Source organism: Cohnella candidum, assembly GCF_003713065.1.
In the GTDB taxonomy this organism is placed as follows: Bacteria; Bacillota; Bacilli; order Paenibacillales; family Paenibacillaceae; genus Cohnella; species Cohnella candidum.
Genome location: NZ_CP033433.1, coordinates 4,479,843 through 4,505,322, shown reverse-complemented (window position 1 = coordinate 4,505,322; position 25,480 = coordinate 4,479,843). Strand labels below are relative to the sequence as shown.

The 25,480-nt window shown below is 54.0% G+C and carries 23 protein-coding genes; 9 read left to right on the top strand and 14 right to left on the bottom strand.

The window, feature by feature from the left end:
* Nucleotides 1-6 precede the first annotated feature (6 nt).
* The 3 genes from EAV92_RS20840 to EAV92_RS20830 form a co-directional block, all read right to left on the bottom strand.
* On the bottom strand, nt 7-1,008 hold the full coding sequence (locus EAV92_RS20840) for a hypothetical protein (RefSeq protein WP_123042861.1): 1,002 nt from the start codon (nt 1,006-1,008) through the stop codon (nt 7-9).
* A complete protein-coding gene (locus tag EAV92_RS20835) occupies nt 980-1,543 on the bottom strand; it encodes an RNA polymerase sigma factor (protein ID WP_123042860.1) in 564 nt (187 codons plus the stop codon). The genes EAV92_RS20840 and EAV92_RS20835 overlap by 29 nt, the downstream gene beginning before the upstream one ends.
* A 134-nt stretch (nt 1,544-1,677) precedes the next feature.
* The gene (locus EAV92_RS20830) at nt 1,678-1,920 is read right to left on the bottom strand and encodes a VOC family protein (RefSeq protein WP_123042859.1); all 243 of its coding nucleotides are present in this window, start codon (nt 1,918-1,920) and stop codon (nt 1,678-1,680) included.
* Between the two features lie 238 nt (nt 1,921-2,158).
* On the opposite strand from EAV92_RS20830, the gene EAV92_RS20825 reads away from it, so the two are divergent.
* From EAV92_RS20825 to EAV92_RS20810, 4 genes are read left to right on the top strand one after another with little or no spacing between them, the layout of a single operon-like run.
* On the top strand, nt 2,159-2,488 hold the full coding sequence (locus EAV92_RS20825; protein ID WP_123042858.1) for a PadR family transcriptional regulator: 330 nt from the start codon (nt 2,159-2,161) through the stop codon (nt 2,486-2,488).
* Between the two features lie 13 nt (nt 2,489-2,501).
* Nucleotides 2,502-3,368, top strand: a complete 867-nt coding sequence (locus tag EAV92_RS20820; protein ID WP_123042857.1) for a pentapeptide repeat-containing protein — start codon at nt 2,502-2,504, stop codon at nt 3,366-3,368.
* A 14-nt stretch (nt 3,369-3,382) separates the two neighbouring features.
* Nucleotides 3,383-4,153 carry an ABC transporter ATP-binding protein gene (locus EAV92_RS20815; protein WP_123042856.1) on the top strand — a complete coding sequence of 257 codons (771 nt, stop codon included), beginning with the start codon at nt 3,383-3,385 and terminating at the stop codon, nt 4,151-4,153.
* Nucleotides 4,154-4,924 (top strand): ABC transporter permease, encoded by a 771-nt coding sequence (locus tag EAV92_RS20810; protein ID WP_123042855.1) that lies wholly within the window; start codon nt 4,154-4,156, stop codon nt 4,922-4,924.
* A gap of 64 nt (nt 4,925-4,988) precedes the next feature.
* Here the strand turns inward: EAV92_RS20810 and EAV92_RS20805 are convergent, their stop codons facing one another.
* On the bottom strand, nt 4,989-5,483 hold the full coding sequence (locus tag EAV92_RS20805; RefSeq protein ID WP_123042854.1) for a DUF1579 domain-containing protein: 495 nt from the start codon (nt 5,481-5,483) through the stop codon (nt 4,989-4,991).
* A 166-nt stretch (nt 5,484-5,649) separates the two neighbouring features.
* On the opposite strand from EAV92_RS20805, the gene EAV92_RS20800 reads away from it, so the two are divergent.
* Complete coding sequence (locus EAV92_RS20800; protein WP_123043837.1) at nt 5,650-6,066, top strand: SRPBCC family protein; 417 nt, start codon at nt 5,650-5,652, stop codon at nt 6,064-6,066.
* A gap of 83 nt (nt 6,067-6,149) precedes the next feature.
* Here the strand turns inward: EAV92_RS20800 and EAV92_RS20795 are convergent, their stop codons facing one another.
* The 5 genes from EAV92_RS20795 to EAV92_RS20775 form a co-directional block, all read right to left on the bottom strand.
* Complete coding sequence (locus tag EAV92_RS20795) at nt 6,150-6,743, bottom strand: DJ-1/PfpI family protein (RefSeq protein ID WP_123042853.1); 594 nt, start codon at nt 6,741-6,743, stop codon at nt 6,150-6,152.
* A gap of 77 nt (nt 6,744-6,820) precedes the next feature.
* Entirely contained in the window at nt 6,821-7,921 is a 1,101-nt protein-coding gene (locus tag EAV92_RS20790) for a stalk domain-containing protein (RefSeq protein WP_123042852.1), read from the bottom strand.
* Between the two features lie 6 nt (nt 7,922-7,927).
* Nucleotides 7,928-10,312 carry a hypothetical protein gene (locus tag EAV92_RS20785; protein WP_123042851.1) on the bottom strand — a complete coding sequence of 795 codons (2,385 nt, stop codon included), beginning with the start codon at nt 10,310-10,312 and terminating at the stop codon, nt 7,928-7,930.
* A 3-nt stretch (nt 10,313-10,315) separates the two neighbouring features.
* Entirely contained in the window at nt 10,316-12,310 is a 1,995-nt protein-coding gene (locus EAV92_RS20780) for a P-loop NTPase family protein (RefSeq protein WP_123042850.1), read from the bottom strand.
* 188 nt (nt 12,311-12,498) lie between these two features.
* Nucleotides 12,499-13,410 carry a LysR family transcriptional regulator gene (locus tag EAV92_RS20775; protein WP_123042849.1) on the bottom strand — a complete coding sequence of 304 codons (912 nt, stop codon included), beginning with the start codon at nt 13,408-13,410 and terminating at the stop codon, nt 12,499-12,501.
* Nucleotides 13,411-13,569: 159 nt separating this feature from the next.
* Here EAV92_RS20775 and EAV92_RS20770 point away from each other — a divergent pair, with 159 nt between their 5' ends.
* Both EAV92_RS20770 and EAV92_RS20765 read left to right on the top strand, forming a co-directional pair.
* Nucleotides 13,570-14,037 (top strand): DinB family protein, encoded by a 468-nt coding sequence (locus EAV92_RS20770; protein WP_123042848.1) that lies wholly within the window; start codon nt 13,570-13,572, stop codon nt 14,035-14,037.
* On the top strand, nt 14,034-14,432 hold the full coding sequence (locus EAV92_RS20765; RefSeq protein ID WP_123042847.1) for a nuclear transport factor 2 family protein: 399 nt from the start codon (nt 14,034-14,036) through the stop codon (nt 14,430-14,432). The genes EAV92_RS20770 and EAV92_RS20765 overlap by 4 nt, the downstream gene beginning before the upstream one ends.
* A gap of 66 nt (nt 14,433-14,498) precedes the next feature.
* Here EAV92_RS20765 and EAV92_RS20760 read toward each other — a convergent pair whose 3' ends face one another.
* From EAV92_RS20760 to EAV92_RS20750, 3 genes are read right to left on the bottom strand one after another with little or no spacing between them, the layout of a single operon-like run.
* Nucleotides 14,499-14,978, bottom strand: a complete 480-nt coding sequence (locus tag EAV92_RS20760; protein ID WP_123042846.1) for a VOC family protein — start codon at nt 14,976-14,978, stop codon at nt 14,499-14,501.
* 19 nt (nt 14,979-14,997) lie between these two features.
* On the bottom strand, nt 14,998-15,501 hold the full coding sequence (locus EAV92_RS20755) for an SRPBCC family protein (RefSeq protein WP_123042845.1): 504 nt from the start codon (nt 15,499-15,501) through the stop codon (nt 14,998-15,000).
* A complete protein-coding gene (locus EAV92_RS20750) occupies nt 15,498-15,902 on the bottom strand; it encodes an ArsR/SmtB family transcription factor (RefSeq protein ID WP_206424247.1) in 405 nt (134 codons plus the stop codon). Before EAV92_RS20750 ends, EAV92_RS20755 begins: the two co-directional genes overlap by 4 nt.
* 320 nt (nt 15,903-16,222) lie before the next feature.
* Between EAV92_RS20750 and EAV92_RS20745 the strand changes: the two genes are divergently transcribed.
* Together EAV92_RS20745 and EAV92_RS24765 are read left to right on the top strand one after the other, a co-directional pair.
* Nucleotides 16,223-20,191 carry a galactose-binding domain-containing protein gene (locus EAV92_RS20745; RefSeq protein WP_420888834.1) on the top strand — a complete coding sequence of 1,323 codons (3,969 nt, stop codon included), beginning with the start codon at nt 16,223-16,225 and terminating at the stop codon, nt 20,189-20,191.
* A gap of 76 nt (nt 20,192-20,267) precedes the next feature.
* Nucleotides 20,268-22,811, top strand: coding sequence for a carbohydrate-binding protein (locus EAV92_RS24765; protein ID WP_206424246.1), 2,544 nt, complete (start codon nt 20,268-20,270; stop codon nt 22,809-22,811).
* 53 nt (nt 22,812-22,864) lie between these two features.
* On the opposite strand, the gene EAV92_RS20730 is transcribed toward EAV92_RS24765, so the two are convergent.
* Together EAV92_RS20730 and EAV92_RS20725 are read right to left on the bottom strand one after the other, a co-directional pair.
* Nucleotides 22,865-23,839, bottom strand: a complete 975-nt coding sequence (locus EAV92_RS20730; RefSeq protein ID WP_123042842.1) for an NAD(P)-dependent alcohol dehydrogenase — start codon at nt 23,837-23,839, stop codon at nt 22,865-22,867.
* A 125-nt stretch (nt 23,840-23,964) separates the two neighbouring features.
* A complete protein-coding gene (locus EAV92_RS20725) occupies nt 23,965-25,446 on the bottom strand; it encodes a DHA2 family efflux MFS transporter permease subunit (RefSeq protein WP_241158336.1) in 1,482 nt (493 codons plus the stop codon).
* Between the last annotated feature and the right edge of the window lie 34 nt (nt 25,447-25,480).

The following is a 25,480-nucleotide window of genomic DNA, read 5'->3' as shown; positions in this document are numbered from 1 at the left end:
ATCATTCTAGCGTTCTTCGGATGTCGCTTTGATAACCGCATCCGCAAAGTCCAGCTGTTTCTGGATATCCGCATCGCTCGTCAGCCTGAAATCCAGTTCTCCGTCATGACCCAGTTGACGCCAGATTAAAGAAGAACCGTTTTGGCCGTCGATTTGGTAGATCGGGATACCGCCGGCCTCGTGAATCCGTTCAGCTGAGGGGTTCTGGTCGAAAACCTCAAATGATGTAAAATCTCCGGCGTTGCCCATAAGCCTAAACGTTGAATCCGCACTCCGATAGGAGAATATGATGACGGTATCATCCAGATACGCACGTTCATCCGCATTGAACTTGTAATAAGCATAAGGATTACCCGATGCTGTATCCGTCGCCTCCACCCACTTGTCGAGCGGAACGGCATTGGGATGACTGAGATTAGGAACCATTTCCACTTTGCTGATTTTGGCGTCCATGAATCGGTCGCCCAGCTTTTTCATCCCGCTCAAATGGCCCACCAAACGGGAGGATACGTCTTGCGTTGACGAATATTCGTGACCGCGATAGGTTGAGAGGTACCTTTTCGGCTCTTGATATCTTCGGACGGCGTCGATATTCTGTTGGCCAACCAGGATAAGCGCGCCCTCTCCGATCCGCAGTCGGTCATGGATCGTTTTCCTAATCCGATCTTCAAGTTCCTTTTGCTCCGCAGGGATGATGGTATTCGGTTTTTGGACTTGCATGACGACTCGTCCGTTATCGTCTTTTATGGTGAGTAAACCCGACGTCAGGGCATAAGTAAATCCGGATAACAACATGACAGATAGTGCGATCAATGCGATGCCGATTGTCACTCGCTTTTGTCTAAGGGGCCTACGGAGAACAGGAGCATCGCAGGTTGCCGTTTCGCCGATTTTGCCCATCACCATTTGTTTGATTCTTTCCGAATCCGTTCCACTATCGTTCCGAAGTTCAATCCCATCCGTCGCCGGCAGCGGCTCTTCAAACAGTTCCGAGACTCTTATTCTCATAGTAGCCTCCTTCGATTAACTTCTCTTTCAAGTATTTGCGTCCACGCGACAATCTGCTTCTGACCGTAGCTTCCTTGGTATTCAGCCGTTCGGCAATGGATGCGGTCTTCTCCATGAAGAAGTAGTAGCGGAGAAAAATTTCCCTGTCCAAGTCACTCATGGAGGATAATGCCCATTCGAGCGCATGCCTGAGTTCCGTCTTCGAACGGAAATCGTTGCGATCGACAATCCATTCCAGCTCATCATCGAGCGGGTGAACCCTCGGATTATAGCTTCTCAGCTTCTTTAGCGCCTGATTTCTTGCGATGGTGGCCAGGTACGACTTTAATGTGCCGCTCTCTTGAACTTGAGCGGCATTCCGCCATAGCAGCACGAACGTGTCGGCTACCACTTCCTCTACATCCTCGGTTTTCATCCAGTGACCGATCACATTGTTCACAACCGTGCTGATATACGCCGTATATATTTCGATAATCCGCTCCAACGCTGACGGATTCCTCTCCTTTAACTGCCGGATCAGCTCCCGCTCCTCCATCTATCCACCCCCTGACGATCGTCACCCTTATATATCCAGCAAGTCTTCGATTTGTTGCATCCCACTCAACATAAAAAAATACATCCCCAGGACACCTTGCTCTCGTGGCGATGTATTCAGCAGTTCAGGTACGGCTATGCGTCAATAGGATTGACTGCAAAGATCGAATGAATGTTGCCATCCGGGTCTGCGAAGAATCCCGTAGTGTGTCCCCAATCCTTGGATTTCGGCTCCGTAATTGGAGTAGCTCCTTTGGAGACGAAGTCCTCATACATCCCGCGGACCGCTTCCGGCGACTCGCACTGGAAATTCAATTCAAAGGCTTGGCCCTTGCGTTCTTCTATAAAGGAAAAATGCCCGTTCGTATTCTCTGCCATTCGTCATGACCGTAATCCCCTCTAACTGCACCTTCATCCTTACAACACCCCTTTATATTTGCTGATTATAACATAAGTGGGCGGGCTGCCCAGAAACTCTCAACATGCAAGATTTTTAGCTGTCCCCATCGGGACAGCCCTTTTTTTGACGAAATGGATTCATCAAAGTATTTCACTTAAAACATTACCTTGACAAACATAGTACTACACTGTATCATGCAATCATGGAGGTGATGAAATGAGCGAGAACAAAATCACGTCCGACCTGCTTCGCGGACATACGGATACGATGATTTTACGGCTCTTGACGGAAGCTGATCGTTACGGCTACGAGATCGTCAAGCTGATTCATGAACGCTCAGGCGGCGAGTATGAATTGAAGGAAGCCACGATGTACTCCAGCTTCCGCCGGCTTGAGGCAGACGGCTATATCGAGTGGTACTGGGGCGATGAAACGCAGGGCGGACGGCGCAAGTATTTTAGAATTACCGACAAAGGCAAGGATCATTACGCCAGCAACAAAAGCAATTGGGAGTATGCCAAGCGCGTGCTCGACAACTTACTCTAAGGAGATGGATGATATGAATCCAAAATTAACGAACTATTTGAACGGCGTATTTACACCCTATGAGGGACTGAAAAGCGTGGGCGAGCTGAAGGCCGACCTGCTTGCCGATTTGCAGGAGCGGTACAACGAACTCAAAGCCGAGGGCAAGGACGATGATACGGCGATTAAGATGACGATCGAGAGTATCGGAGACATCGAACAAACGATCGTGGAAGTCGCCAACCTCTCCCGCTCCCTTGAGCGGCAAGTCGTGACGAACTTTAGCGCAAGCAACCTGGCGAAAAGCGACTTTGCAGGCGTTACTGCCCATAAGGGCCAGTTTAAAGCCAGCGCGTTGCACGGTTCCGACTTTTCCGGCGCGGATTTGACGGGCAGTACGTTTAAAAGCAGCGACGTACGCGAAGCCAATTTCGACGGCGCGAATCTGACGGACTGCAGCCTGTACGCGCTTGACCTGTCAAACGCAAGTTTCAATAAGACGACTCTCGTGCGCACGAACTTCAGCAAGTCGTGGCTTGCCGGCGCCAAATTCACGGACGTAAAACTGACCGACGTAAAGTTGACGGTTACCGATCTTAGAAAAGCGACTTTCGAAGGTTGCGTATTCGACGGGGTTGACTTCACGACATCCGATCTGAGCGGACAGCGATTCGACGGACAGACGTTCATCGGCGTGAAGTTTGACAAAGCGGGATTGAACAACGTTTCGTTCCGGGGCGCTACGCTCAAAAACGTATCCTTCCAGGCCGGGTTTGCCTTGACGAAGAAGTACTACCGCGCGATCAAAACGATCTGCTTCGACGGCGCAACGATGGATAAACTGACCTTCGCCCTGCTCAAAGGATTGGAAGCCGATTTGTCCAAAGTTACGGTCATTTAAAAGGAGGGAATCCGATGCAAACCGTGCAACCCAAGTCCATTCAAGTCAAAGGACTGCAGAAATCCTACAAGCAGCTTCAAGTGTTGAAGGGCGTGGATTTCGAAGTCGAGAGGGGCAGTATTTTCGCTCTTCTCGGTTCCAACGGGGCGGGCAAAACAACGGTTGTCAAAATCCTCACTACGCTGCTCAAAGCGGATAATGGAACTGCCGCCGTTAACGGATTCGATGTTGCGTCAAAACCGGATCATGTGAGGAACGCGATCAGTCTGACCGGGCAGTTTGCCGCGGTTGACGAGATTTTGACCGGGCGGGAAAATCTCGTCATGATTGCCAGGCTGCGACACCTTGATCATCCGCGTCAGGTTGCGGACGATTTGCTCAAACGCTTCGGCCTGACGGAGGCCGCTGACCGGAAAGTATCTACTTATTCGGGGGGAATGCGCCGCAGGCTCGACATTGCCTTGAGCCTAGTGGGAAAACCGCAGATCATTTTCCTCGACGAGCCAACGACCGCTCTTGACCCTGAGGCACGAATCGAGGTATGGAAGGTCGTCAAGGAGCTTGCCGACGGAGGCACCACGGTATTCCTGACCACCCAGTATCTTGAAGAGGCTGAGCAGCTTGCCGACCGAATTGCGATTCTGCATGAAGGCAGAATCATCGCCAGCGGCACGCTCGCGGAGCTTAAACGGCTATTTCCATCCGCAAAAGTGGAGTATGTGGAAAAACAACCGACATTGGAGGAGATCTTCCTTGCGATCGTCGGCAAAAAGGAGGAAATGTAAATGGAAACCACGATAAAGAAACACTACTTCAGTGATCTGGGGGTCATGCTTGGACGTTCCATGCGCCATATTTTCCGCAGCATGGACACCATTATCACGGTCGCCATCACGCCGATTGCCATGATGCTGCTGTTTGTCTATGTGTTCGGCGGCGCAATCCAAACCGGAACGGATAACTATGTGAACTACCTCTTGCCCGGCATCCTGCTGATCGCTATTGCAAGCGGCATTTCTTATACGGCTTACCGCCTGTTTATGGATAAGCAACGCGGCATATTCGAGCGATTCCATTCGATGCCGATTGCACGTTCCACCGTGCTATGGGGGCATGTGCTGACCTCGCTCGTATCCAACGCCATCACGGTTGTCATCATCATTCTCGTAGCGCTGATCATGGGCTTTCATTCTACCGCGGGAATTCTATCTTGGCTTGCAGTAGCCGGCATACTCGCACTGTTCACGCTAGCTTTAACTTGGGTCGCTGCGATTAGCGGATTGACCGCTAAATCGGTAGACGGAGTAAGCGCCCTCTCCTATCCGTTAATTTTCTTGCCGTTCATCAGCTCGGCGTTTGTGCCAACCGATTCGATGCCGAAGATCGTTCGCGCCTTTGCCAACAACCAGCCGGTCACCTCGATCGTGGAGTCCATCCGCGCACTGCTCTCAGGTCAGCCGGTGGGCAATCATATAGGGATCGCGCTTGCGTGGTGCGTCGGGATAATGGTCTTGGCTTATATCATCGCGATGAGGACATATCAAAAGCGGGTGTGAAAATATGCTTAACAACCAAACAACAAGAGATCCAACACGGCTCGTGAGGCTATCGCTTCACGGGCTATTTTTTTGTTGTAAACTCCATTATCCAATTCGTATCCCAATGGATTCCGCCATCGAACGAAAATGCTTGTTGCCACCTCGCCGTATTTTCCGTAATTTCATCCCACGTAAATCTCACATGCATCGGCCTTCCGTCGGGCGTAGTTGTCTCCTGATAAAACTGCCCGACCCCATTTTCAAATCTTCCGACCAGCGGAGTAAAATCATGAGGGTTGCGGTTATCCAGCCATACCAACGACCAAAGCTGCGTTTCTTCGTCAAAAGCGCGGATCGTCATCCCTTTCCTGACCTCACCGTCTGGATATGTTCCTTCAAAATGGTCGATAATCACTCTCCCATCGAGGTACTTCTCGCCCGTGTGACTAGCCTCGAATTCTCCCCATACGCCTTCCATTTCGGGATACAGGGCATTCGTCCGTCTTCGATTGCGATTTATCATCGGTTTTAGCATGAAATCGAAATCATGAATACCCGAGTGATGAATACTTTCCATTGGTAAACATCTCCTATAATCAAATTTACAATCATCGTAACATGGGAACATATGTTTCTGTATATATAATTTTTATATTTTCCATGCATTTATTTGCACTATACCAATCCGGTGGGTTAATGCAGATCTAATCTGGAGTAAAATGGTCACTGGGAGCGTGATCATCGTGCCATCGATTCGCAAGGAGATTGTGATTGATGCTTCGCCCGAGCAAGTTTGGGACGCCGTCAGCGACGTAGGAGCCGTACATGACCGTCTTGTCCCCGGCTACACCGAGAACACGCTGATGGACGGTCATGAAAGAACACTATTACATCCATATGGCGGCAGGACTCGCGAGTACATCGTTTCCATCGATCACGAGGAACGCCGAATGGCGTACGCGGTGGTAAAAGGACGTATGCCGCTGCTGCATCATCATGCATCGTTTCAAGTCTTCCCTCATGGTGACAACGGCTCCAAGCTCATCTGGATCACCGATTTTCTACCGGCGCATCTCGCGCCGGAGATTGAAGCGCGTGTCCATCGCGGCGCGGAGGTGATGAAGGAAACCATCGAGGCTGAAGCCAAGGGAAGGCCGTAGAGGGAAAGAAAAAACCGGAGATCCTCCATGCGAGGATCTCCGGTTTTTTTAGTGTCAAACATAATCTGGGCAAGTCGAATCGTTTAAGAAACGACGTTCTGATATTCCTGTTTAACCGGTTGCTCGAGTAAGTTCAGAAACTCGCGCATAAAGCCCGGCAAATCCGGCCAAGCGTGTCCGGATACGATGTTGCCGTCCACATGAAGCGTGCCGTCTGCGTACTGCGCTCCGAGCGCTTCGACTTCCAATCGGCAGGCGTTATAGGCGCTTAGCGTGCGGCCTTCGAAGTAGGTGCGGTCCTTCAGCGCCAAGAAAACTTGCGCGCCGTGGCAAATCGCCCCGATCGGTTTATCCGTGTCCAGAAAATGCCTGACGATCCGCGGCAGGTCGGCATCCGAACGGATATATTCGGGCGCCCGGCCCCCCGGAATGATAAGAGCGTCAAATTCGGAAGGCTCCACGTCTGCAAACGCAATATCGCATGGCAACCGATGAGCCGGCTTTTCCGTGTACGTCTCCCAATTCTCAACGAAATCGTGGCAGACGGTGTTCAGGATCTGTTTTTTCGGGGCAGCGATGATAGCTTCATAACCCGCTTCCTTCACGCGGAAATAAGGATAATAAACTTCTAAAACCTCTGCCCCGTCGCCCGTCAGGATCAGTACGCGTTTGCTCATTCCGATCGCTCCCTGCTTTACGTTAATTAGAACTCTAGAATTTATATGAATGAAAATAGCAGTTATGCAAGGGAGCTTTATTGGGCTGGCGCAGCCTTGAATTCAAGCTCGGCTTGATAGATGCCCGGCACGAGCGTATTGAATTGGAATTCGACGGATTGAGCGTATTCGCCTTTGCCGCGTACGCGAACGACCATCGGCACGGGGTTCTCGCCGGGAGGCGCATAGCGGGCCGTCACCTTGTACTTGCCAACCGGCACGTCGTTCATGCCGAACCCGCCCGGGAAGTTGTAGCCATACCGCGTAATGGCTTTTCCGTTTCCTCCTGTCGGCGTAAGCGTCACTTCAATGTTTTGTTCATAGTAGCCTTTCACGAATTCATCGAGCGGAACGTATAAGTAGATCTCCCCATAGACGGTCTCGGTCTGCAGGGTGAAATTGCGAACGGCCCCCGTATTCCCCGCGAAAGGCTGATCGACCTCGGGAGTCAGGTCAACCTCGTACGAGCTCCCGTCTAGCCGGACGTTATGGGAGCCGCCCATCCTCCATGTCGTGGCGAGCAGCGGCAACTCGATGCGATAATACCCGTTCGAATCGGTTACCGTGACCAGATTGCTGTTGTAGAGCAACTGATTGTCCGCGAACACTTCGGCTCCCGCCACCGGTTTGCCCTCCGAATCCACGACGCGGCCTTTCACGACGTAAGGCTCGGCTTTATCGCGGTTCACGGACCCGATTTGGATGTCCAGCAGTTTGCCGTTGTCGGTGTAAGACACTTGATAACCGCTGTTCTCCGAGACGAAGCGAAGCGGCACCATCGTGCTGCTGCCGATGATCTGCGCGGGAACGCCGAGAAGGACGGTTTTGCCGTTCACTTTCGCGTTCTTGTCGTTGATCGTCAGCACGATTTCGAGCCCATCCTTCGTTCCGATCGCCTTCCTGGTTTTGCCGTCGTCCTTCCAGCCGACCTCGAAGCCTAACGTCTCGAACAGCTTGCGGAACGGCACGAGCGTCGTTCCGTTCACGACGACGGGCTTCGCCTCGGCGAACGTAAGCGGCTGTCCGTTGAACGAGATGCGAATCTGTTTCTCCGCGGCTTCAATCACCTGCGGGGCCAGCATCAAGATAAGCATGAAGCACAAGAACATCTTGGCGAAACGAGAGCCTTTTCCGAGCAAGACGGTTCACTCCTTTTCAGATTCATCCGAATCATCCGGAACCCATTTTAAATTCCACTTGGCGGTACCGGTGCCATTGTCTTCCGTTACCGTCTTGCTGCCTTGAATTTCATGCGGATTCGAAGGATCGATCTTGCCGCTCAGCACCAGCAGCGATTCGATCGGCACGGAGAAGTCCAGCTGGTCCGTAAACTCGTCCTCGCTGTTCGGCTGCGGAGTCCCGCACGTTCTCACGCGAACGACCGTGGATTTGTTGGTTTGTTCGTAAGGTACATCCGGAGGTCGGGCGCTAATGGAGTAGCCGCCGTTGCCGTTGGTCGCCACACTGATGTTAAGCGTAGCCTCGTATGGTTCCGACATGCTCCCCGAACCCTTGATGCTCGTATCGAAAGTTTCCGTCAAGCATAAAAATTCCGTTTCTATGACGGCGTGGGACGTCGTATCCATCGTATAATCGGCAGTTGCGGTTCCCGTCAACCAATTGAGATCCTCCAATGCGGTGACGGCTCTTCTCTTCGTTCCGGTGATGTTGATCGTCGCCGAATAGGCGGATGAAGTTTGACTCGTGCCGTCCGCGGTGTCCTCGGCGAGCGAATATTCGTACTCGTACGAGATCGTTCCGACCCAATTCCCTTTCGGATCGTCGTGATAGATGACCTCGAGCGTACCGTACGCCTTCGGCGTCGCGATGGACTGGATCATGCCCGCGGCCAGCTCGACGATCGCGTCGGTAATGCCGAGCACGTCGCCCATGCCGCCTTTGACCGTATTAATCAGGGTACCGAGACCCGGTGCGGAGGATGTGTCGAGCGACGCTTGGGCGGTCACGCGGGCGGTCTTCTCCGGACCGCTGCGGTCCTTCGCCTTATCCGGCGTCAGATCGACGACCAGCGTAGCGGAGGCCTTATGGTCGTCTTCTTGCTGAAGCTGCATCTCCAGCTGTCCGGGCAGCAGGAATTTGTTATTTTGCAAGCTGATGGTGCCGTGCTCTTCCCCGCCTTCGACCAATCTCCATTCAACCGTCCAATTCGCCGCGTCCTTGCCGAGATCCCCGACGTCGTTCAATACGGGCAAGCCGGCAATATTGAAACAATCGCGCAAGGATCGGACGATATCGCTGGAGGAGATGTCCTTCTTATAGCGCTCCCAATCCGCGTCGCTGACGCCGGCATGCGCCGTAAAGGCAGTAAACTTGGGCTCTTCGCTTTCCAGGTGCTTCTGAAGCGGATTCTCCGAATCGACCGTGATATCCAGCTGCACTTGGCTGTACAGCGTCGCCAGCTTGAGGAGCTTGTTGGCAATGCCGATGGAGGTAATCATCTTGCTAAGCTGATCAGCGCCGAGTTCTTTGAAGCCCGCGCTGAGGAACGCCTCCTTCATCCCGAAGCCGGTTCCTTCGCCTAGCGCTGCCTGTAAAATTTCGCCCGCCACCTTGCCTTTATCGCCGAATGTCTGGCCGAGCCAATTTTTGACGTCGGTGCAGGGTTCGGCCGCATGCGCGGTATTTATGCCGAGTACAAAGGCGGTTTCGTTCCCCGGCTGCCCGCTTTGCATCGCTCTATCGAATGCGCTGAAAAAGAGCTGCATATCGAGCATGCTTAAGCGAAGCTGATCCGGCTCGTAGTCCCCCGTCAAATCGACGGAAGGATGCTGACTTTTGGCGCTTTCCGCGAGGAATAACGGCACGAAGCTGGTCGGATCGTCCGGACGGGTCCGCGCCGCCGACACCCACCCCGACAGGAACGCTTGCAGTTGCTCAGCGGCATCCATCACCTCGTGCTCGAACGGAAAGCCGAGCCCCTCCAGCATGTCGGCGAATTCGGTTAACGTCAGCCGGCCGGCCTCCGGCCGATGGCGCGCCTCAAGCGCCAGATTGGCGGCCTCGGGAACCAGCACCGTGAAGGAGGCCGCGGGAGCGGCGGCCTGCGAGGGTTTGCCTTTACCGCTAACGGTCGAAATGCCGGCCAGCGCCAGAACGTCCCTCACGCCGGAAGATGCATCCTTGTAGGATTCGGCGGCGAACAACCGATTCGCCAACGTTGCGGCCACGGACGCTTCGTACTCGGAAAGCGGCTCTTCGCTCTCGGTGGAGGCGCTGCGATTCGTAATCACGCCCGGAGCGAACAGGGTTGCCGTCACCACGATGACAACGATCAGCGCGATGGCGATCAAGCGCCTTTTCGGCGGCGTGCGCAAATAAACCGACCGGATCGCGGGAAATAGCGTGCCGCGGCACCAGGACCACAGCTTTGCAGCTGCCCATCCGAGGAAGACAAGCAGGATACGCACCAAGGTGACGATAACCGGATACACCTTATGGCGAAGGAATGGCCACGCCATTTTCCAGGCCGTTTTCGATGCTTGGGCCAACCGGGAGCGCCAGTCCGACATGAATCATCTCGCCTTCCCGTCATTTAAGGATTGATACAACATTTCGAGCGCCTTGTTCAGATACCTGAAGTAAGTAGCCGTCGACACGTTCAACAAGTTGGCCACGCGTTTGTGAGGCCGAATCTTCTCCAAATAGAGGTGGGTGAGAAGCTTGCCGTACAGGGCTTCGGTTTCGTCGCCGTCCGCCAGACGACCGATCGTTTCCTTGAGATCTTGCTGCACGGCATAGGCGGCCGCTTCATCCGACAAGCCATTCAACAAGCGATGAGGAAACAATCTAGCGTACGTCTCAGCCCATGCAGGCTGCCGCCGAAGCACGGACCAATGCTTCAGGATCTTCTTGAGCTCCTCGATGTCTTGCTTGGTTATCGGCTCCTCGACGCTTTGCGCCGCCGTCACCCGGCTTACGGACCGGTCAAGCTTCGCGATGAAGTCTTCTTCCCTGAGATCGAGGATGAACGCCCGATATTCCGTTCCCTTGGCGGACGCAGCGTCGGCCCACTCCCCTCTCTCGAATCCGCAAAGCTCGAATACGGGAAACCACTCCTTGTAACACGTGAAATCCAGAATCCACTCGGAGCGCGAAAAATGGTTAATGAGCGCATTGAGAAAATATCCGCGGATGTTGCCCTCAAGCTCCGGCCGCATACCGACGATAGAGAACAGATAAGCATTAGGGACCGGTTGCCAAGCCTTTAAAAACGGCCCGAGCAAAGGTTCTTTCGCCGCGACCTGCAGCATTCGGCCCCGTAAGGGAATTTTCCCGAAAAAGGCGATGAGTTCGTTCTGTTTCCAGACGGTAATGAAGGATGCGGGATCGATTTCCCATATCTCCGGGATGAGATGAAGCATAGGAGGCGGATCGTCGGGTGTCGGGGAAGAATAGCGATGAAAATCCAGGTACAAGTCGTGCAGGGCAGGAAGATCGGCTTGTCGGCAACGGCGCAGCTCAATCTCGCCGGCCGGATGACCGGAGAAAGAGATCGCGCGCACAATCGGATGCTCGTGCAAGCTCATTTTGTCGATTTGCAATCGGTCTCTCAGTTGCGGACGCAGCCGCTCTTCCTTGCGGATTTGCGACAACGCGTTGCGCCGCATCTCTTCGTATGCGGTCGGCCTGCGCAGGATGAAATCCTCGAGCGCCCAAGCCCGAACGGCATCATGAAGCATCCATCCGTCTTCTTTCATCGTGACGAAGGGCAAGTCGACGAACCGGCGGAACGAATCCGGCTCGAGCTCCTTCTCCATGACGGCCGACAGTCTCTCTTCATTGAATCTCCAGTACACGGAAGCGGCTTCGAGCATTCGCCCAACGTCTGCCGGCAGTCCTTGGAGCAACCCCTGCATCAGTGCGGCGATCAGCTGATATTTATCCTCGCGCGCGAAACGCCCGGATTCGCCTCCGATCAGCAAAGTCTCCACGGCAAGAACCATGGCGAGCGGAACGCCTCTGGAGAATCGGAACAGCTCGGCCTGATCGGCCGAATTGACGATTCCCCGGTCCGTAGCGTATCTCCCTACCTCGGCAGAGGTCAGTGCCTGAAGCTGTACGGCATGAATGGAATCCGCCCATTCGGAACGCAGCCAGCCTCCCGTAATCGTGCTCCGGCCGAAAGTCACGATCCGGACCCCAGGTGCCAAGCTCTCCATCCATTGCAGAAACCCGTGCTCGATCGCGTGCCAATGGTCGAAAGAGTCGATTAGAAGGACGACAGGGTTTCCGAATGATCCGTCGGTTTCAAGCTGCGTTGAAAGTTCGCCGGTCTCGATGTCGTTTTGTTGAATGACCTTGCCCCCGTCAATGTAATGGCAACGGCCATTCCTTTCGGTCATGAACCGGCGCAGCAACGTGGATTTGCCGATTCCGCTCGGGCCGTACAGATGGAGCCACCGCCACGCCGTTTTTCCATCCGCATGCTGATGCAGCAAGTTCAGCTCCGACGTGCGTCCTACGAAACGGGCCATCTCGGATCGCAATGCTTTTTGGCTGGAAACCATCGATAACCGACTCCTTCAATTTATCAAGTGGCGCTGGAAAAGACTATGCGTTTTGAGAGTTCGATCCTTTTTTGAGACATTATTGAGAGTATGTTGAATGTATTCTGGGTAGGCAACGATTTACCTTTTATTTGGAAACATAAAAAACAAAGAGCAGGAGGTGGTCCCTCGCTGCTCTTTATCGTTTATTACCCCAAAGACCGATTGGAAAGTTCCGTTACGCTTTGAATGAAGGACTGCAATTCTTGTATGAAAATTTTCGCGGCTTGCCCCATGAATTTGTCCGTTCGATAGAGAATGCAAATATCCTGACTTGGCGTAGGATGAATCAGTTTTACGACTGAAACGTTATCGCGTTTCAGATAATCAAGAAGCAGCCGCGGAAGAATGGCCGCCCCTATCCCTTGTTCGACTAAGGACAGAAGCGTCGATAAAGTAGAGGTCTCAATGGCATTGTCTACGGCAATCCCTTTTTCATGGCAATAAGAACGGATGACCTTGGTAATCTGGTGCTCAGGATTGAACATGACCATCTTTTGCTGCTGTAATTGTTCGAAGGGGATCGCCTTTGACTTCGCAAACGGGTGATCGGAATGGACGGCTAAAGCAAACTCCTCGTGAAATAAAGGAATGACCGATATGCGATCATCCGGATTCGCGGGTACAATCGTAACTCCGAGGTCTCTTGTGCCGTTGAGAACCTGTTCATACACGTCTACGGTCTCGGTAACGCGTATGGAAAGCTTCGGATAGGCGCGGTGGAAATTGATCAACAGGGCATCAAACAGCAAATCTCCGTCACCGGGGAGAATCCCGATGTCCAGCCTGCCGCCTTCCAGTCGCTTAAGATCCGCAATCGCTCCCTTCACATAGTCGATCCGCTCGAAAATTTGATGACATTGATCGAGCAAGATTTTGCCCGCATCCGTTAACGCGATCCGTTTGCCGATGCGATCGAACAGAGGTACCCCGAGCTCATTTTCCAGGAACTTGATCTGCTGGCTCAAATTCGACTGAGTCGTACATAGATTCTCCGCAGCCCTTGAGAAATGCATTTCCTTGCATACCGCGGCAAAATACTCGAGCTGTCTAAGTTCCATTCCTCACCCTCCTCCTATACCCTCAGCCCTTCGATCCATCATTACTCAAACCGATCAATTGCATCGGAATCTCGTGATTGTTGCTCTGCGGGGAGGGAGATACACTTTGGATGTGAAAGCGAAACATGAACAACAAATGAATGGGGAGGCGTTACCACCATGGCAAATTCAATCATTAACACTGGAAAAGTTCTACGTCAGATCGTGATCGGGCAGCTTCAGAGCGTTTCGGAAGATCAACTCGATTTTCAATCCACGCACTTCAACAACACGATTCGTTGGAATGCCGGTCACATCGTCTATTGGATGGATAAATACGCGGCTTTGTCCTTCGGATTCCCGTCTACAATTCCATCTCGATACGAATCGCTGTTCGGCTCCGGAACGAAACCCTCGGATTGGACGGCCGCTCCGCCCTCGAAGGAAGAACTGTCCGAAATGTTAACGGCGCAGCTATCCAGGCTTTCCGAGCTGACGCCCGAAATGCTGGACAGAAATCTGCAATCGCCGTTTACCATGGGTCCGTTCCAATTCACGACCTCCGGCGAATTGTTCAACTTCGCTCTCATGCACGAAGCCATACACCTGGGTGTCATTTCGTCCCAGCTTAAGGTCTATGCCGAATGAAACCGGATCAGGTGTTACAAGGATATTTCGAAAATTTGGCGGATATGGATAAAGCGCTCGGCTATGTACACAGAGACGCCAAATTTATCGCGGCGTTCGAGATGGAGACGGACAGACATCACTTTTATGGCACCTATCATGGAACGGAAGGCGTTAGGACGCTGCTGTCCAAGTTCCGGAAAGATCTTGATCCCCAACAATTCGAGATCCACAAAATACTCGCTGACGAAACCACAGCCTTTGCTTGGGGAAAATTCAAGCATCGGATTCGGCCAACCGGTAAAATGTTCGAAAGCCATTGGGCGGTGGTTTGCGAAGTGGAAGACGGCAAGATTAAGTATTTCAGGGGCTTTGAAGATACGGCGGCTTTAGAAGCCTCTTTTAGACCGGAATGATAAGCTAAAAGAGTTCAATACGACTGCGAAGGAGCTGCCTCGGCAAGCTCCTTTCGTATTTGGCTCTTATTCCTCGTAGGCATCCTTCAATGCCTGGATATCGATTTTATTCATTCGCATCATGGCTTGCTGTACTTTGCTTGCTTTCCGGGCATCCTTGTCTGCCAGCAGCTCGCCGAGGATTGTCGGAATGATCTGCCACGAAAGGCCGAATTTGTCCTTCAGCCAGCCGCACCGGCTGGGCTCCCCTCCATCAGCGGTGAGCTTCTCCCACAGATCGTCGACTTCCTCCTGCGTCGTGCAGTTCACGTAGAACGATACGGCCTCGTTGAACTTAAAGTACGGACCGGCGTTTAACGCCATGAACCGCTGGCCCTCCAACTCGAAAGTAGCGGACATCAGCGTCCCTTTCGGAAACGGCGCTCCGTCACCATAACGGGTAACATTCAGCGTTTTTCCGTTTTTAAATACCGAGCTGTAAAAATTGATGGCTTCCTCTGCGTTGTCATCGAACCACAAAAAGGGGGTAATTTTGTTGTTTTCCATGAACTTTTCATCTCCTTTGTTAAGCCATAAGCTGGCCGATACTTACAGCGAACTTATCCAGTGACTGCTGCATGCCGAGAACGGCGAATTTGGCCATTTGGCCTGGCGCCCATTCGTGTTCGGTGATCGTCAGTTCCGTCCGACTGTCTCCCAAAGCTTTGAATTCGATGACGAATTCAACCACTTCCGGAAAATCCGGGGGCATGCCAACGTCTGCGGGAGCGATTGGGTTACCCTGCGCATCGGAAAGGCTCTGCGTAAATTCAAGGCGTTCATGAGGCACGATTTTCGTATAGACGCCCGTGTTGTAGTAGATATGGCTCCCTTGCTCCGGCGGCGCCTGCATGCAGAATAAATACTTGCCGCCGACACGAAGATCGATTTCGCATCCCGGCGAGGTATAGTGCGCAGGCCCCCACCAAAGCGGTACAAGCTTAGGATCCGTCCAGCCTTTCCAGACCCATTCGATGGGGATATCCAATACTCGGGTGATCACGAGATCTTGCTTGTTCGATTGGCTCATCGGGATTCCTCCGGATCTTTCGTGGTTTTGGCGGCTTTCGCCATCTCTGCTTTCATGACGGCCTCGAACCTATCCAAGCGCTGACTCCATCTACGTCGCATGCTCTTGGACCAGTCCTCGAATTCGGCCATTGTATCCGTGTCGATCCGATAGATGCGTTGCTGCGACCTTTTTTCCACGCGGATTAATTTCGCCTCAAGTAAACTCTTCAAATGTTGGGAGATCGCCTGCGGACTGACCTGGAATTGTTCGTGGATCTGAGATGCGGAGAGCTCTTCATGGTCGGCAAGCATCTCCAGGATGCGGCGACGCGTCGGATCTGCCAATGCGGAAAATATATCGTTGGGCATACAACTGGTTCCTTTCCCCTCCCCTCGTTTACCGGCCTTCTTTGAATCCATATTAAACCATTTGTTTTATAAAGTAAATGCTTTAGTAATAATTCGTATCGGTTTTTTTATCATAATCCCGCACACGATCTTGATAAAATCACTCCTTCATATGGAAAGCCGCCTGCCATATGATCGAAAGGCAACACTCTATCAACCATCCATGGGAGGAGGTATTTACGATAAGTTGATAGCGCTTACACCAGCCGACGTCGGAAGGAATGAGCGATAACGGACACCCACGATTTTCACTCACGGTCACTGGAGGGAATTCAAAATCGAAAGGAGCTTTCAAATTGAGAAGCCATCATCGCATCACCGCTTGGGTTTGCATGTTGACCATGGTTTTGGGAACGTTCCTCGCCGCAGTCGGATTACCGAGCCCGGCTCAAGCGGCCGGAGGACCGAATCTGGCTGCCGGCAAGCCCGTTACGGCAAGCAGTTATACGCAAACTTATACGGCAGGCAACGTGGCGGACGGCAATCAGGCCACCTATTGGGAGAGCGCGAACAACGCGTTTCCTCAGTGGATTCAAGTGGATTTGGGCAGCTCGGCGAGCATCGACCAGATCGTCTTGAAGCTCCCCGCCGGTTGGGGATCGAGAACGCAGACCTTATCGATTCAAGGAAGCACGGACGGCACAAATTTCACGAACGTCGTCGGCTCCGCCGGTTATACGTTCGATCCGGCTTCGGGCAATACGGTGACGATCAACTTCGCCGCCGTCAGCACCCGGTACGTCAGGGTTAACATTACGGCTAATACGGGCTGGCCGGCCGGGCAGTTCTCGGAATTCGAAATCTACGGCGCCGCCGTCAGCACGCCTTCGCCGATTCCGGGCAAAATCGAAGCCGAAAACTACAGCGCGATGAACGGCATCCAGACGGAAACGACGAGCGATACCGGCGGCGGCCTGAACGTGGGCTGGATCGATGCGGGCGACTGGATGGATTACAGCGTGAACGTGCAAACCGCCGGCTCCTACACCGTCGAGTACAGGGTAGCCAGCCCGAACACGACCGGCCAAATCCAGCTTCGCTCCGGCGCGAATACGCTGGCAACCACCACGGTGCCGAACACGGGCAACTGGCAGACCTGGCAAACCGTGACCGCGACCGTGAATCTCAGTGCCGGACAGCAAACGCTCCGCGTATATGCGGGCGGCGGCGGGTTCAACATCAACTGGCTTAACTTCGTGCCGGGTGGAGGAGATACGCAGCCTCCTACCGCCCCGTCCAACCTGGCCTTCACCGAACCGGTGTCGGGCCAGATCAAGCTGACCTGGAACGCCTCCACGGACAATACCGGCGTAACGGGTTATGACATCTATCTCAACAACGCGCTGCTGACGAGCGTGGCGGGCAACGTCCTGACGTACACGGACAATCAGCCGACGACAGCCACCGTTTCCTACTTCGTGAAAGCGAAGGACGCCGCCGGCAATCAATCCGCGGCCAGCAACACGGTGACCCGCAACGGCAATCCCGGTACCGGCACGAACCTCGCGCTGAACAAGCCGATCTCCGCTTCCTCGAACACCCAGAACTTCGTGGCTGCGAACGCAAATGACGGCAGCACGGCGACCTATTGGGAGGGCGGCGCGTACCCGAGCACCTTAACGGTGGACCTTGGCGCGAACGCGAGCATCACCTCCGTCGTGGTGAAACTCAATCCCGACCCGATTTGGGCGACGCGAACCCAAACGATCCAAGTGCTGGGACACGACCAGAACTCCACGACCTTCAACAATTTGGTCTCCGCAGCCCAGTACACCTTTAATCCTGCATCCGGCAATCAAGTGACCATCCCGGTGACGGCGACGGTCAGCGCGGTCCGGCTCCAGTTCACGACCAACTCCGGCGCTCCGAGCGGGCAAGTGGCCGAATTCGAGATCACGGGCACCCCCGCAGCGAATCCGGATCTGACCGTCACGGGCATGTCCTGGTCGCCGGCTTCTCCTGTGGAAACCGACGCCATTACGCTCACCTCCACGGTGAAAAACAACGGTACCGCGGCTTCAGGTGCGACGACGGTCAATTTCTACCTGGGTACGACGAAAGTCGGATCCGCTTCCGTTGCCGCATTGGCGGCGGGAGCGTCCGCGAACGTGTCGGCCAATATCGGAGCCCAGACGGCAGGGACGTATTCCGTCATTTCCAAAGTCGACGAGACCAATGCCGTGATCGAATCGAACGAGGCGAATAACAGCTTCACCAACCCAACCTCGCTGACGGTCAACCAAGTCGCAAGCGCCGACTTGGTCGGTACGACGACCTGGTCTCCGGCGACTCCGATCGCCGGGAACGCCGTATCTTTCACCGTGAACCTAAAAAACCAAGGCAACATCGCTTCGACGAGCGGTTCCCATGGCATCACGGTCGTTCTGAAAAATTCGGCGGGCACGACGGTCCAGACCTTCAACGGTTCCTACACCGGTACGCTCACGGCAGGAGCTTCCGTTAATGTCGCCATGCCGGGCACATGGACGGCAGCCAACGGCACCTATACGGTGACGACGACGGTTGCCGCGGATGCCAATGAAGTCGCGACCAAGCAGGGCAACAATACGAGCAATGCGAGCCTGGTCGTATACTCGGCCCGCGGCGCGAGCATGCCGTATAGCCGCTACGATACCGAGGACGGCACTCTGGGCGGCGGCGCCGTTCTGAGAACGGCACCGAACTTCGACCAAGCGCTTACCGCGTCGGAAGCTTCTGCCCAAAGCTATGCGGCGCTTCCTTCGAACGGCTCCTCTATCCAATGGACGGTCAGACCGGGCCAAGGCGGAGCAGGCGTCACCCTGAGATTCACGATGCCCGACACGTCTGACGGCATGGGCCAAAACGGTTCGCTTGACGTTTATGTCAACAACGTCAAAGTGAAAACCCAAGCGCTTACCTCCTACTACAGCTGGCAGTATTTCTCGGGTGACATGCCCGCGGATACGCCTTCCGGAGGACGCCCGCTGTTCCGTTTCGACGAAGTGCACTTCAAGCTGCCTCAAGCCCTTCAGTCCGGAGATACGATCCGGATCCAAAAAGGCGGAGACAGCATCGAATACGGCGTCGATTTCATCGAAATCGAACCGATTCCCGCCGCGATCTCACGTCCAGTTGACTCGGTTTCCGTAACGGATTACGGCGCGGTCGCCAATGACGGCGCGGACGATCTTGCGGCCTTCAATTCGGCTGTCAATGCGGCCGTAGCCGGCGGCAAGACCTTGTATATTCCGGAAGGCACGTTCAACCTCGGCAATATGTGGCAGATCGGAACCGTCAGCAACAAAATCAACAACTTGAAGGTGACGGGCGCCGGCATCTGGTATACGAACATTCAGTTTACGAACCCCAATGCATCCGGCGGCGGGATCTCCCTCCGGATGTCGGGCAAGCTGGATTTCAGCAACATTTACCTCAATTCCAATCTGCGTTCGAGATATGGCCAGAATGCCGTCTACAAAGGCTTCATGGACAATTTCGGGGTGAATTCCGTCATCCATGACGTCTGGGTGGAGCATTTCGAGTGCGGTTTCTGGGTAGGGGACTATGCCCATACTCCGGCCATCGCGGCCACCGGCCTGGTGATCGAAAACAGCCGTATCCGGAACAACCTCGCCGATGGCGTCAACTTCTCCCAAGGCACCAGCAACTCGACCGTGCGCAACAGCAACTTGAGAAATAACGGCGATGACGCGCTGGCCGTGTGGACCAGCAATACGAACGGCGCTCCCGAAGGCGTCAACAATACCTTCTCTTATAACACCATCGAAAATAACTGGCGTGCGGGAGGTATCGCGTTCTTCGGCGGCAGCGGACACAAGGCGGACCACAACTACATCATCGACTGCGTCGGCGGCTCCGGTATCCGGATGAACACCGTGTTCCCCGGCTACCATTTCCAAAACAACACCGGCATTACGTTCTCCGATACCACCATCATCCGGTGCGGCACCAGTCAAGACTTGTATAACGGCGAACGCGGCGCGATCGATCTGGAAGCTTCCAGCGACGCCATCCGGAACGTTACGTTCACCAACATCGATATTCTCAACACGCAGAGAGACGCGATCCAAGTGGGCTACGGCGGCGGATTCCAAAACGTCGTGTTCAACAACATCGTGATCGACGGCACCGGTCTCGACGGGGTAACGACCTCGCGGTTCTCGGGACAGCACCAAGGTGCGGCCTTCTTCTCTTATACCAGCAACGGTTCCGCGACGTTCAACAACCTGACGACCCGAAACATCGCCTACCCCAGCAAATATTACATCCAGCCCGGCTTTAACTTGATCATCCAGTAAGCTTTCGTCTTCGCATGGGGAGGAGTTTCTCGGAACTCCTCCTCGATTTTTCGCAAAATGGGAGGCGTATCCGAGGATGAGAAAACATTTGGCTTGGCTCAGCATCGTGGCGATGCTGGCCGTGACTTTCTTTTCCACTATGGGTTCCCCAACGGTCCAAGCGGCCGGAGGACCGAATATGGCTGCCGGCAAACCTGTTACCGCTAGCAGTTATACGCAAACTTATACCGCGGGTAACGTGGCGGACGGCAATTCGTCAACGTATTGGGAGAGCGCGAACAACGCGTTTCCTCAGTGGATCCAAGTGGATCTGGGCAGCGCGGCGAGTTTCGACCAGATCGTCTTGAAGCTCCCCGCCGGGTGGGGATCCAGAACGCAGACCTTATCGATTCAAGGAAGCACGGACGGCACGAATTTCACGAACGTCGTCGGCTCCGCCGGTTATACGTTCGATCCGGCTTCTGGCAATACGGTGACGATTAACTTCACCGCCGTCAGCACCCGGTACGTGAGGGTTAACGTGACGGCCAACACGGGCTGGCCGGCCGGGCAGTTCTCGGAATTCGAGATCTACGGCGCCGCCGTAAGCACGCCTTCGCCGATTCCGGGCAAAATCGAAGCGGAAAACTACAGTGCGATGAACGGCATCCAGACGGAAACGACGAGCGATTCCGACGGCGGCCTGAACGTGGGCTGGATCGATGCGGGCGACTGGATGGATTACAGCGTGAACGTGCAAACCGCCGGCTCCTACACCGTCGAGTACCGGGTAGCCAGCCCGAACGCGACCGGCCAAATCCAGCTTCGCTCCGGCGCGAACACGCTGGCGACCACCACCGTGCCGAACACCGGGGGCTGGCAGACCTGGCAAACCGTAACCGCGACCGTGAACCTGAGCGCCGGACAACAAACGCTCCGTATATATGCGGGCGGCGGCGGGTTCAACATCAACTGGATTAACTTCAAAGCGGGCTCCAATCCGCCTAACGGAACGGGTACCGGCTTGTCAGGCCAATATTTCGACAACGCGGACTTCACGAATTTGAAAATCACGCGAACCGACGGGACGGTGAACTTCAATTGGGCGAACGGATCACCGGACGCCTCCATGGGAGTCGACACCTTCTCGGTTCGATGGTCCGGCAAAGTCGAACCCAAATACTCGCAATCTTATACGTTCTATACGAATACGGATGACGGCGCCAGGCTATGGGTGAACAACCAGCTGATCATCGACAAATGGGTCGACCAAGGGACGACGGAATGGAGCGGCACGATCAATCTGACCGCCGGACAGAAATACGACATCCGGTTGGACTACTACGAGAACGCCGGAGGAGCGGCGGCCTCCTTATCCTGGTCCAGCGCCTCCCAGCCGAAGCAGATCATCCCGCAAACGCAGCTTTATCCGTCCAATGTAACTCCGACGCCGACCGGAGGCGGGGATGTCGTCGGCAACGTTTTCGCAGGGTATCAAGGTTGGTTTAACGCGGGCGGCGACGGTTCGCCGATGAACCGTTGGGTGCATTGGTCTAAAAACGGCAGCGCGCCGACCGCGAACTCGAATGTAAATTTCGAGCTTTATCCGGATATGGGAGAGTATTCAAAGACTTATGCCACCAGCCTGGCGAACCTAGGAAACGGCCAGCCGGCCACCCTCTTCTCTTCCTACGATCAGGAGACGGTGAACAAGCATTTCCTGTGGATGCAGACGTACAACATCGGCGGAGCGGCGCTGCAAAGATTCGGAGCCGATTCGACGGATCCCGCGTGGAAGTCGACTCGCGACAGCGTCGCCGTCAAAGTCAAAAATGCCGCGGAAACGTACAACCGGAAGTTCTACGTGATGTACGACATTACGGGCATGAACGCCGGCTCCTGGGTGAGCGCGATCAAAAACGACTGGACCAACAATATCGTGAACTCCATGCAACTGACGTCCTCTAGCGCTTATGCCAAACAGAATGGCAAGACTGTAGTCTGCATCTGGGGAATCGGCTTCACGGACCGGCCGGGTACCGCGGCCGAAGCGGCGGATCTCATCGGCTGGTTCAAAAACCAAGGCATTTACGTCATCGGAGGCGTGCCGACTTATTGGCTGGACGGCAAAAACGATTCCAAAACGGGATTCCTGGAAATCTACAAATCGTTCGACATGATCTCGCCTTGGTTGGTCGGCCGTTTCGGAGGATTGGACGGCGCCGACTCCTTCAAGACGAACCTGCTTCAGCCGGACTTCACCTTCTGCCAACAGAACAATATCGCGTACCAGCCGGTGTTATGGCCGGGTTTCTCCTGGGCGAACCTGAATCCGGGTTCCCCGCGGAATCAAATCCCAAGACTTCACGGCGATTTTATGTGGCGGCAAGCCTACAATATCAAGAGTTTGGGAATCAGTACCGGTTATGTGGCCATGTTCGACGAGTATGACGAAGGGACCGCGATCGCCAAAGCAGCGGAAAACAGCTCCATGGTTCCGACCAATCAATATTTCCTCACGCTGGATGCCGACGGGGTTGCCGTTTCGTCCGACTTCTATCTCCGTCTGACCGGCGATATCAATCGGTTGTTCCATGACCAAATTCCTTTAACGACGAATCATCCGACACCGCATCAGTAACGCAAAAAAAACCTGCCGGGGCATTAGCCCGGCAGGTTTTGTTTTCGTTCCTATCACGCTTGAACTGTAACAACTACATTTCCTTTCTTATGCCCTTGATCGACATACTGATGTGCCTCGATCATTTTATCGAACGTATAGGCTCTATCAATGACCACTTTCAGCCGACCCGCCTCGACAAGCGCTTTAAGATAATCTAGAGCTTCTGCCGTTTCGGGGGAGTTTTGGCCGAGGATCAGCTTCTTTTTGCTTGTTATCTGAGTCCATAACATCCGCAGATCCGGCAAAGGTTGCGTGACATTGATATAGACACCGTTCGTCTTTAGCGATTTCATGCAAGCTGCGAACGAACTCTTATTCACTGCATCGAAAACCAAATCATACGTCCCGCCTCGAGCGGAAAAATCTTCTTTCGTATAATCAATGACCTCGTCGGCCCCCAGTGATTTGACCATCTCCACGTTCGCCGAACTGCATACCCCCGTCACATGCGCACCGAAATGTTTGGCAAGCTGTACCGCATAAGTACCTACGCTTCCCGAAGCTCCATAAATAAGAGCTTTTTGTCCGCTCTGCAGGTTCGCTTTTCTAAGATAGTGCAGGGCGGTACGGGCTCCGATTGGAATAGCTGCCGCTTCTTCATATGTAATGTTGCTCGGCTTTATGGCCACCGCCCCATCCTCGCGCAGGCACTTATACTCTGCATAAGCACCAAAACCCACCAGAGTGGCGGCAAATACCTGGTCACCTCTTCGGAATCGCTTCACGTCTTTGCCAACCGCTTCGACTTCTCCGGCCAGTTCCATTCCTAATATCGCTTTTCTTGGTTTGCGTAGCCCAAGCGCGAATCGCGCAGGCAGCCATACGGAACGGGGAATCGTAAAGCTCCGAGTCCGAATATCTGCAACCGTAACGGTTGTAACAAACACTTTCACCCGAATCTCATTGTCCTTTGGCTCAGGTTTTTCGATTTCTCTGAGCTGGAGAACATCCGGCGGCCCGTACTTCGTATATACGTACGCTTTCATCGAGATTCTCCCTTCTGCAAACGTCTGGAAAACGGCACTCCTATTCCAGTACTATGATTTTGCCGGACATAATAAAACATCACCGGAGCCATGGGCTGCACGGTGATGTTTTCAAGCGATATCTCTTAATGCCCCATCATGACGGGAGCTTGGGCTTGATCCGATGCCTCCGCGTCTTCCGCAACTTTGGGTTTCCGAAGCAGAAGGGCCAACAAGGCACCGGCCGCGCCGATGCATCCGGCGATGAAGAACGTATCCCCGAAAGCCGAGACGAGCGAAACTGCTGCATCGCCCTTGTTCGCGGCCATATGATCCACGACCCGCGTACTCATGTAACTTGCCAATCCCGCAACGGCGAACGAAACCACGACTTGCTGGGCGGCCGACGTAAGCGGCGTTACCCGACCCACGAGATGGCGCGGCGCCACTTTCAAGATATGCGTGTTCACCGGCATCATGGACAGCCCCATGCCTGCGCCCATGATCATCGTCGCCGTGATCACGTATCCCGCTCCCGAATCCGCTTGAATTTGCGACATGTAGAACATGCCTGCCGAAATTAACGCGATACCGACCACGCTCACGGCGCGGGCGCCGAATTTGTCGAACAGCTTTCCGCCGAACGGCATGAACAGTCCCGTCATCGCGACTTGCGGCAGGATCATGAATCCGGTTTTCAGCGGCGCATAATGAAAGACCTGCTGCATGTACATCGGCACGAACAAGAATGACCCGAACAATGCCATGGTCGATAACCAAGACGTGACAATGCCCAAGGTGAAGTCCCAGGACTTAAACACCCGCAGCTCCAACAACGGTTGTCGGTGGCGAAGCTCAACGATAATGAATAACAGCAACGCGACGATCCCCACGATCAGGCTGACGATCGTATTCTTGGAACCCCAGTCCTTGCCTCCTTCGCTAACCGCGTAGGATAGGGTAGCGAACGCGATCGGCGCAAGAAGCATCCCCCAAAAATCGAGTGCCGGCACGGTTTTGCGTTCCACTCTCGGCAAAAATTTGAGGCCGACCAGGATCGCGATAATACCGATCGGCAGATTGATCAGGAAGATCCAGTGCCAAGTCGCGTATTCCAGCAAATAACCGCCCAGTACCGGACCGAGCGCGGGTCCTAGCATCATCGGTATGCCGAGCATTCCCATGACCGCTCCTTGTTTGTTAGGTGGAGCGAGCTTGAAAATAATCGCCATCCCGATCGGCTGCACCATGCCTCCGCCGATTCCTTGGATAATTCGGTAAACAATCAGTTGTTCAGGCGTCGCAGCAAAGGAACAAAGAAGGGAGCCTGCCGTGAACAAAAAAATCGTAATCAGAAAGATTTGTTTGGCGCCGAATCGATCGGTCAGCCAGCCGGCCAACGGAATGACCGCTGAAAGCGCCAACGTATAAGCCGTAATCGACCATTGCATCGTATTGACGGTGGTACCGAAATCATGCATCAAAACCGGCACGGCAATGTTCATTACCGTACTGTCGAGTATGACCATGATCATTCCGACGACGATCGCCATCATCGGACCCATGATCGCTTTCATAGAGAACGGCGCGCCCTCTACTCTAGAAGCTGCATTCGATTGGTTAGACAACTTTTCTCCTCGTTTCGCTTAATTTCCCATCTAC

Excerpts from the sequence above, each read along its gene's own strand:
- EAV92_RS20840 (WP_123042861.1), bottom strand. The coding sequence starts at position 1,008 with ATGAGAATAAGAGTCTCGGAACTGTTTGAAGAGCCGCTGCCGGCGACG.
- EAV92_RS20835 (WP_123042860.1), bottom strand. The coding sequence starts at position 1,543 with ATGGAGGAGCGGGAGCTGATCCGGCAGTTAAAGGAGAGGAATCCGTCA.
- EAV92_RS20830 (WP_123042859.1), bottom strand. The coding sequence starts at position 1,920 with ATGGCAGAGAATACGAACGGGCATTTTTCCTTTATAGAAGAACGCAAG.
- EAV92_RS20825 (WP_123042858.1), top strand. The coding sequence starts at position 2,159 with ATGAGCGAGAACAAAATCACGTCCGACCTGCTTCGCGGACATACGGAT.
- EAV92_RS20820 (WP_123042857.1), top strand. The coding sequence starts at position 2,502 with ATGAATCCAAAATTAACGAACTATTTGAACGGCGTATTTACACCCTAT.
- EAV92_RS20815 (WP_123042856.1), top strand. The coding sequence starts at position 3,383 with ATGCAAACCGTGCAACCCAAGTCCATTCAAGTCAAAGGACTGCAGAAA.
- EAV92_RS20810 (WP_123042855.1), top strand. The coding sequence starts at position 4,154 with ATGGAAACCACGATAAAGAAACACTACTTCAGTGATCTGGGGGTCATG.
- EAV92_RS20805 (WP_123042854.1), bottom strand. The coding sequence starts at position 5,483 with ATGGAAAGTATTCATCACTCGGGTATTCATGATTTCGATTTCATGCTA.
- EAV92_RS20795 (WP_123042853.1), bottom strand. The coding sequence starts at position 6,743 with ATGAGCAAACGCGTACTGATCCTGACGGGCGACGGGGCAGAGGTTTTA.
- EAV92_RS20785 (WP_123042851.1), bottom strand. The coding sequence starts at position 10,312 with ATGTCGGACTGGCGCTCCCGGTTGGCCCAAGCATCGAAAACGGCCTGG.
- EAV92_RS20780 (WP_123042850.1), bottom strand. The coding sequence starts at position 12,310 with ATGGTTTCCAGCCAAAAAGCATTGCGATCCGAGATGGCCCGTTTCGTA.
- EAV92_RS20775 (WP_123042849.1), bottom strand. The coding sequence starts at position 13,410 with ATGGAACTTAGACAGCTCGAGTATTTTGCCGCGGTATGCAAGGAAATG.
- EAV92_RS20770 (WP_123042848.1), top strand. The coding sequence starts at position 13,570 with ATGGCAAATTCAATCATTAACACTGGAAAAGTTCTACGTCAGATCGTG.
- EAV92_RS20765 (WP_123042847.1), top strand. The coding sequence starts at position 14,034 with ATGAAACCGGATCAGGTGTTACAAGGATATTTCGAAAATTTGGCGGAT.
- EAV92_RS20760 (WP_123042846.1), bottom strand. The coding sequence starts at position 14,978 with ATGGAAAACAACAAAATTACCCCCTTTTTGTGGTTCGATGACAACGCA.
- EAV92_RS20755 (WP_123042845.1), bottom strand. The coding sequence starts at position 15,501 with ATGAGCCAATCGAACAAGCAAGATCTCGTGATCACCCGAGTATTGGAT.
- EAV92_RS20750 (WP_206424247.1), bottom strand. The coding sequence starts at position 15,902 with ATGGATTCAAAGAAGGCCGGTAAACGAGGGGAGGGGAAAGGAACCAGT.
- EAV92_RS20745 (WP_420888834.1), top strand. The coding sequence starts at position 16,223 with ATGTTGACCATGGTTTTGGGAACGTTCCTCGCCGCAGTCGGATTACCG.
- EAV92_RS24765 (WP_206424246.1), top strand. The coding sequence starts at position 20,268 with ATGAGAAAACATTTGGCTTGGCTCAGCATCGTGGCGATGCTGGCCGTG.
- EAV92_RS20730 (WP_123042842.1), bottom strand. The coding sequence starts at position 23,839 with ATGAAAGCGTACGTATATACGAAGTACGGGCCGCCGGATGTTCTCCAG.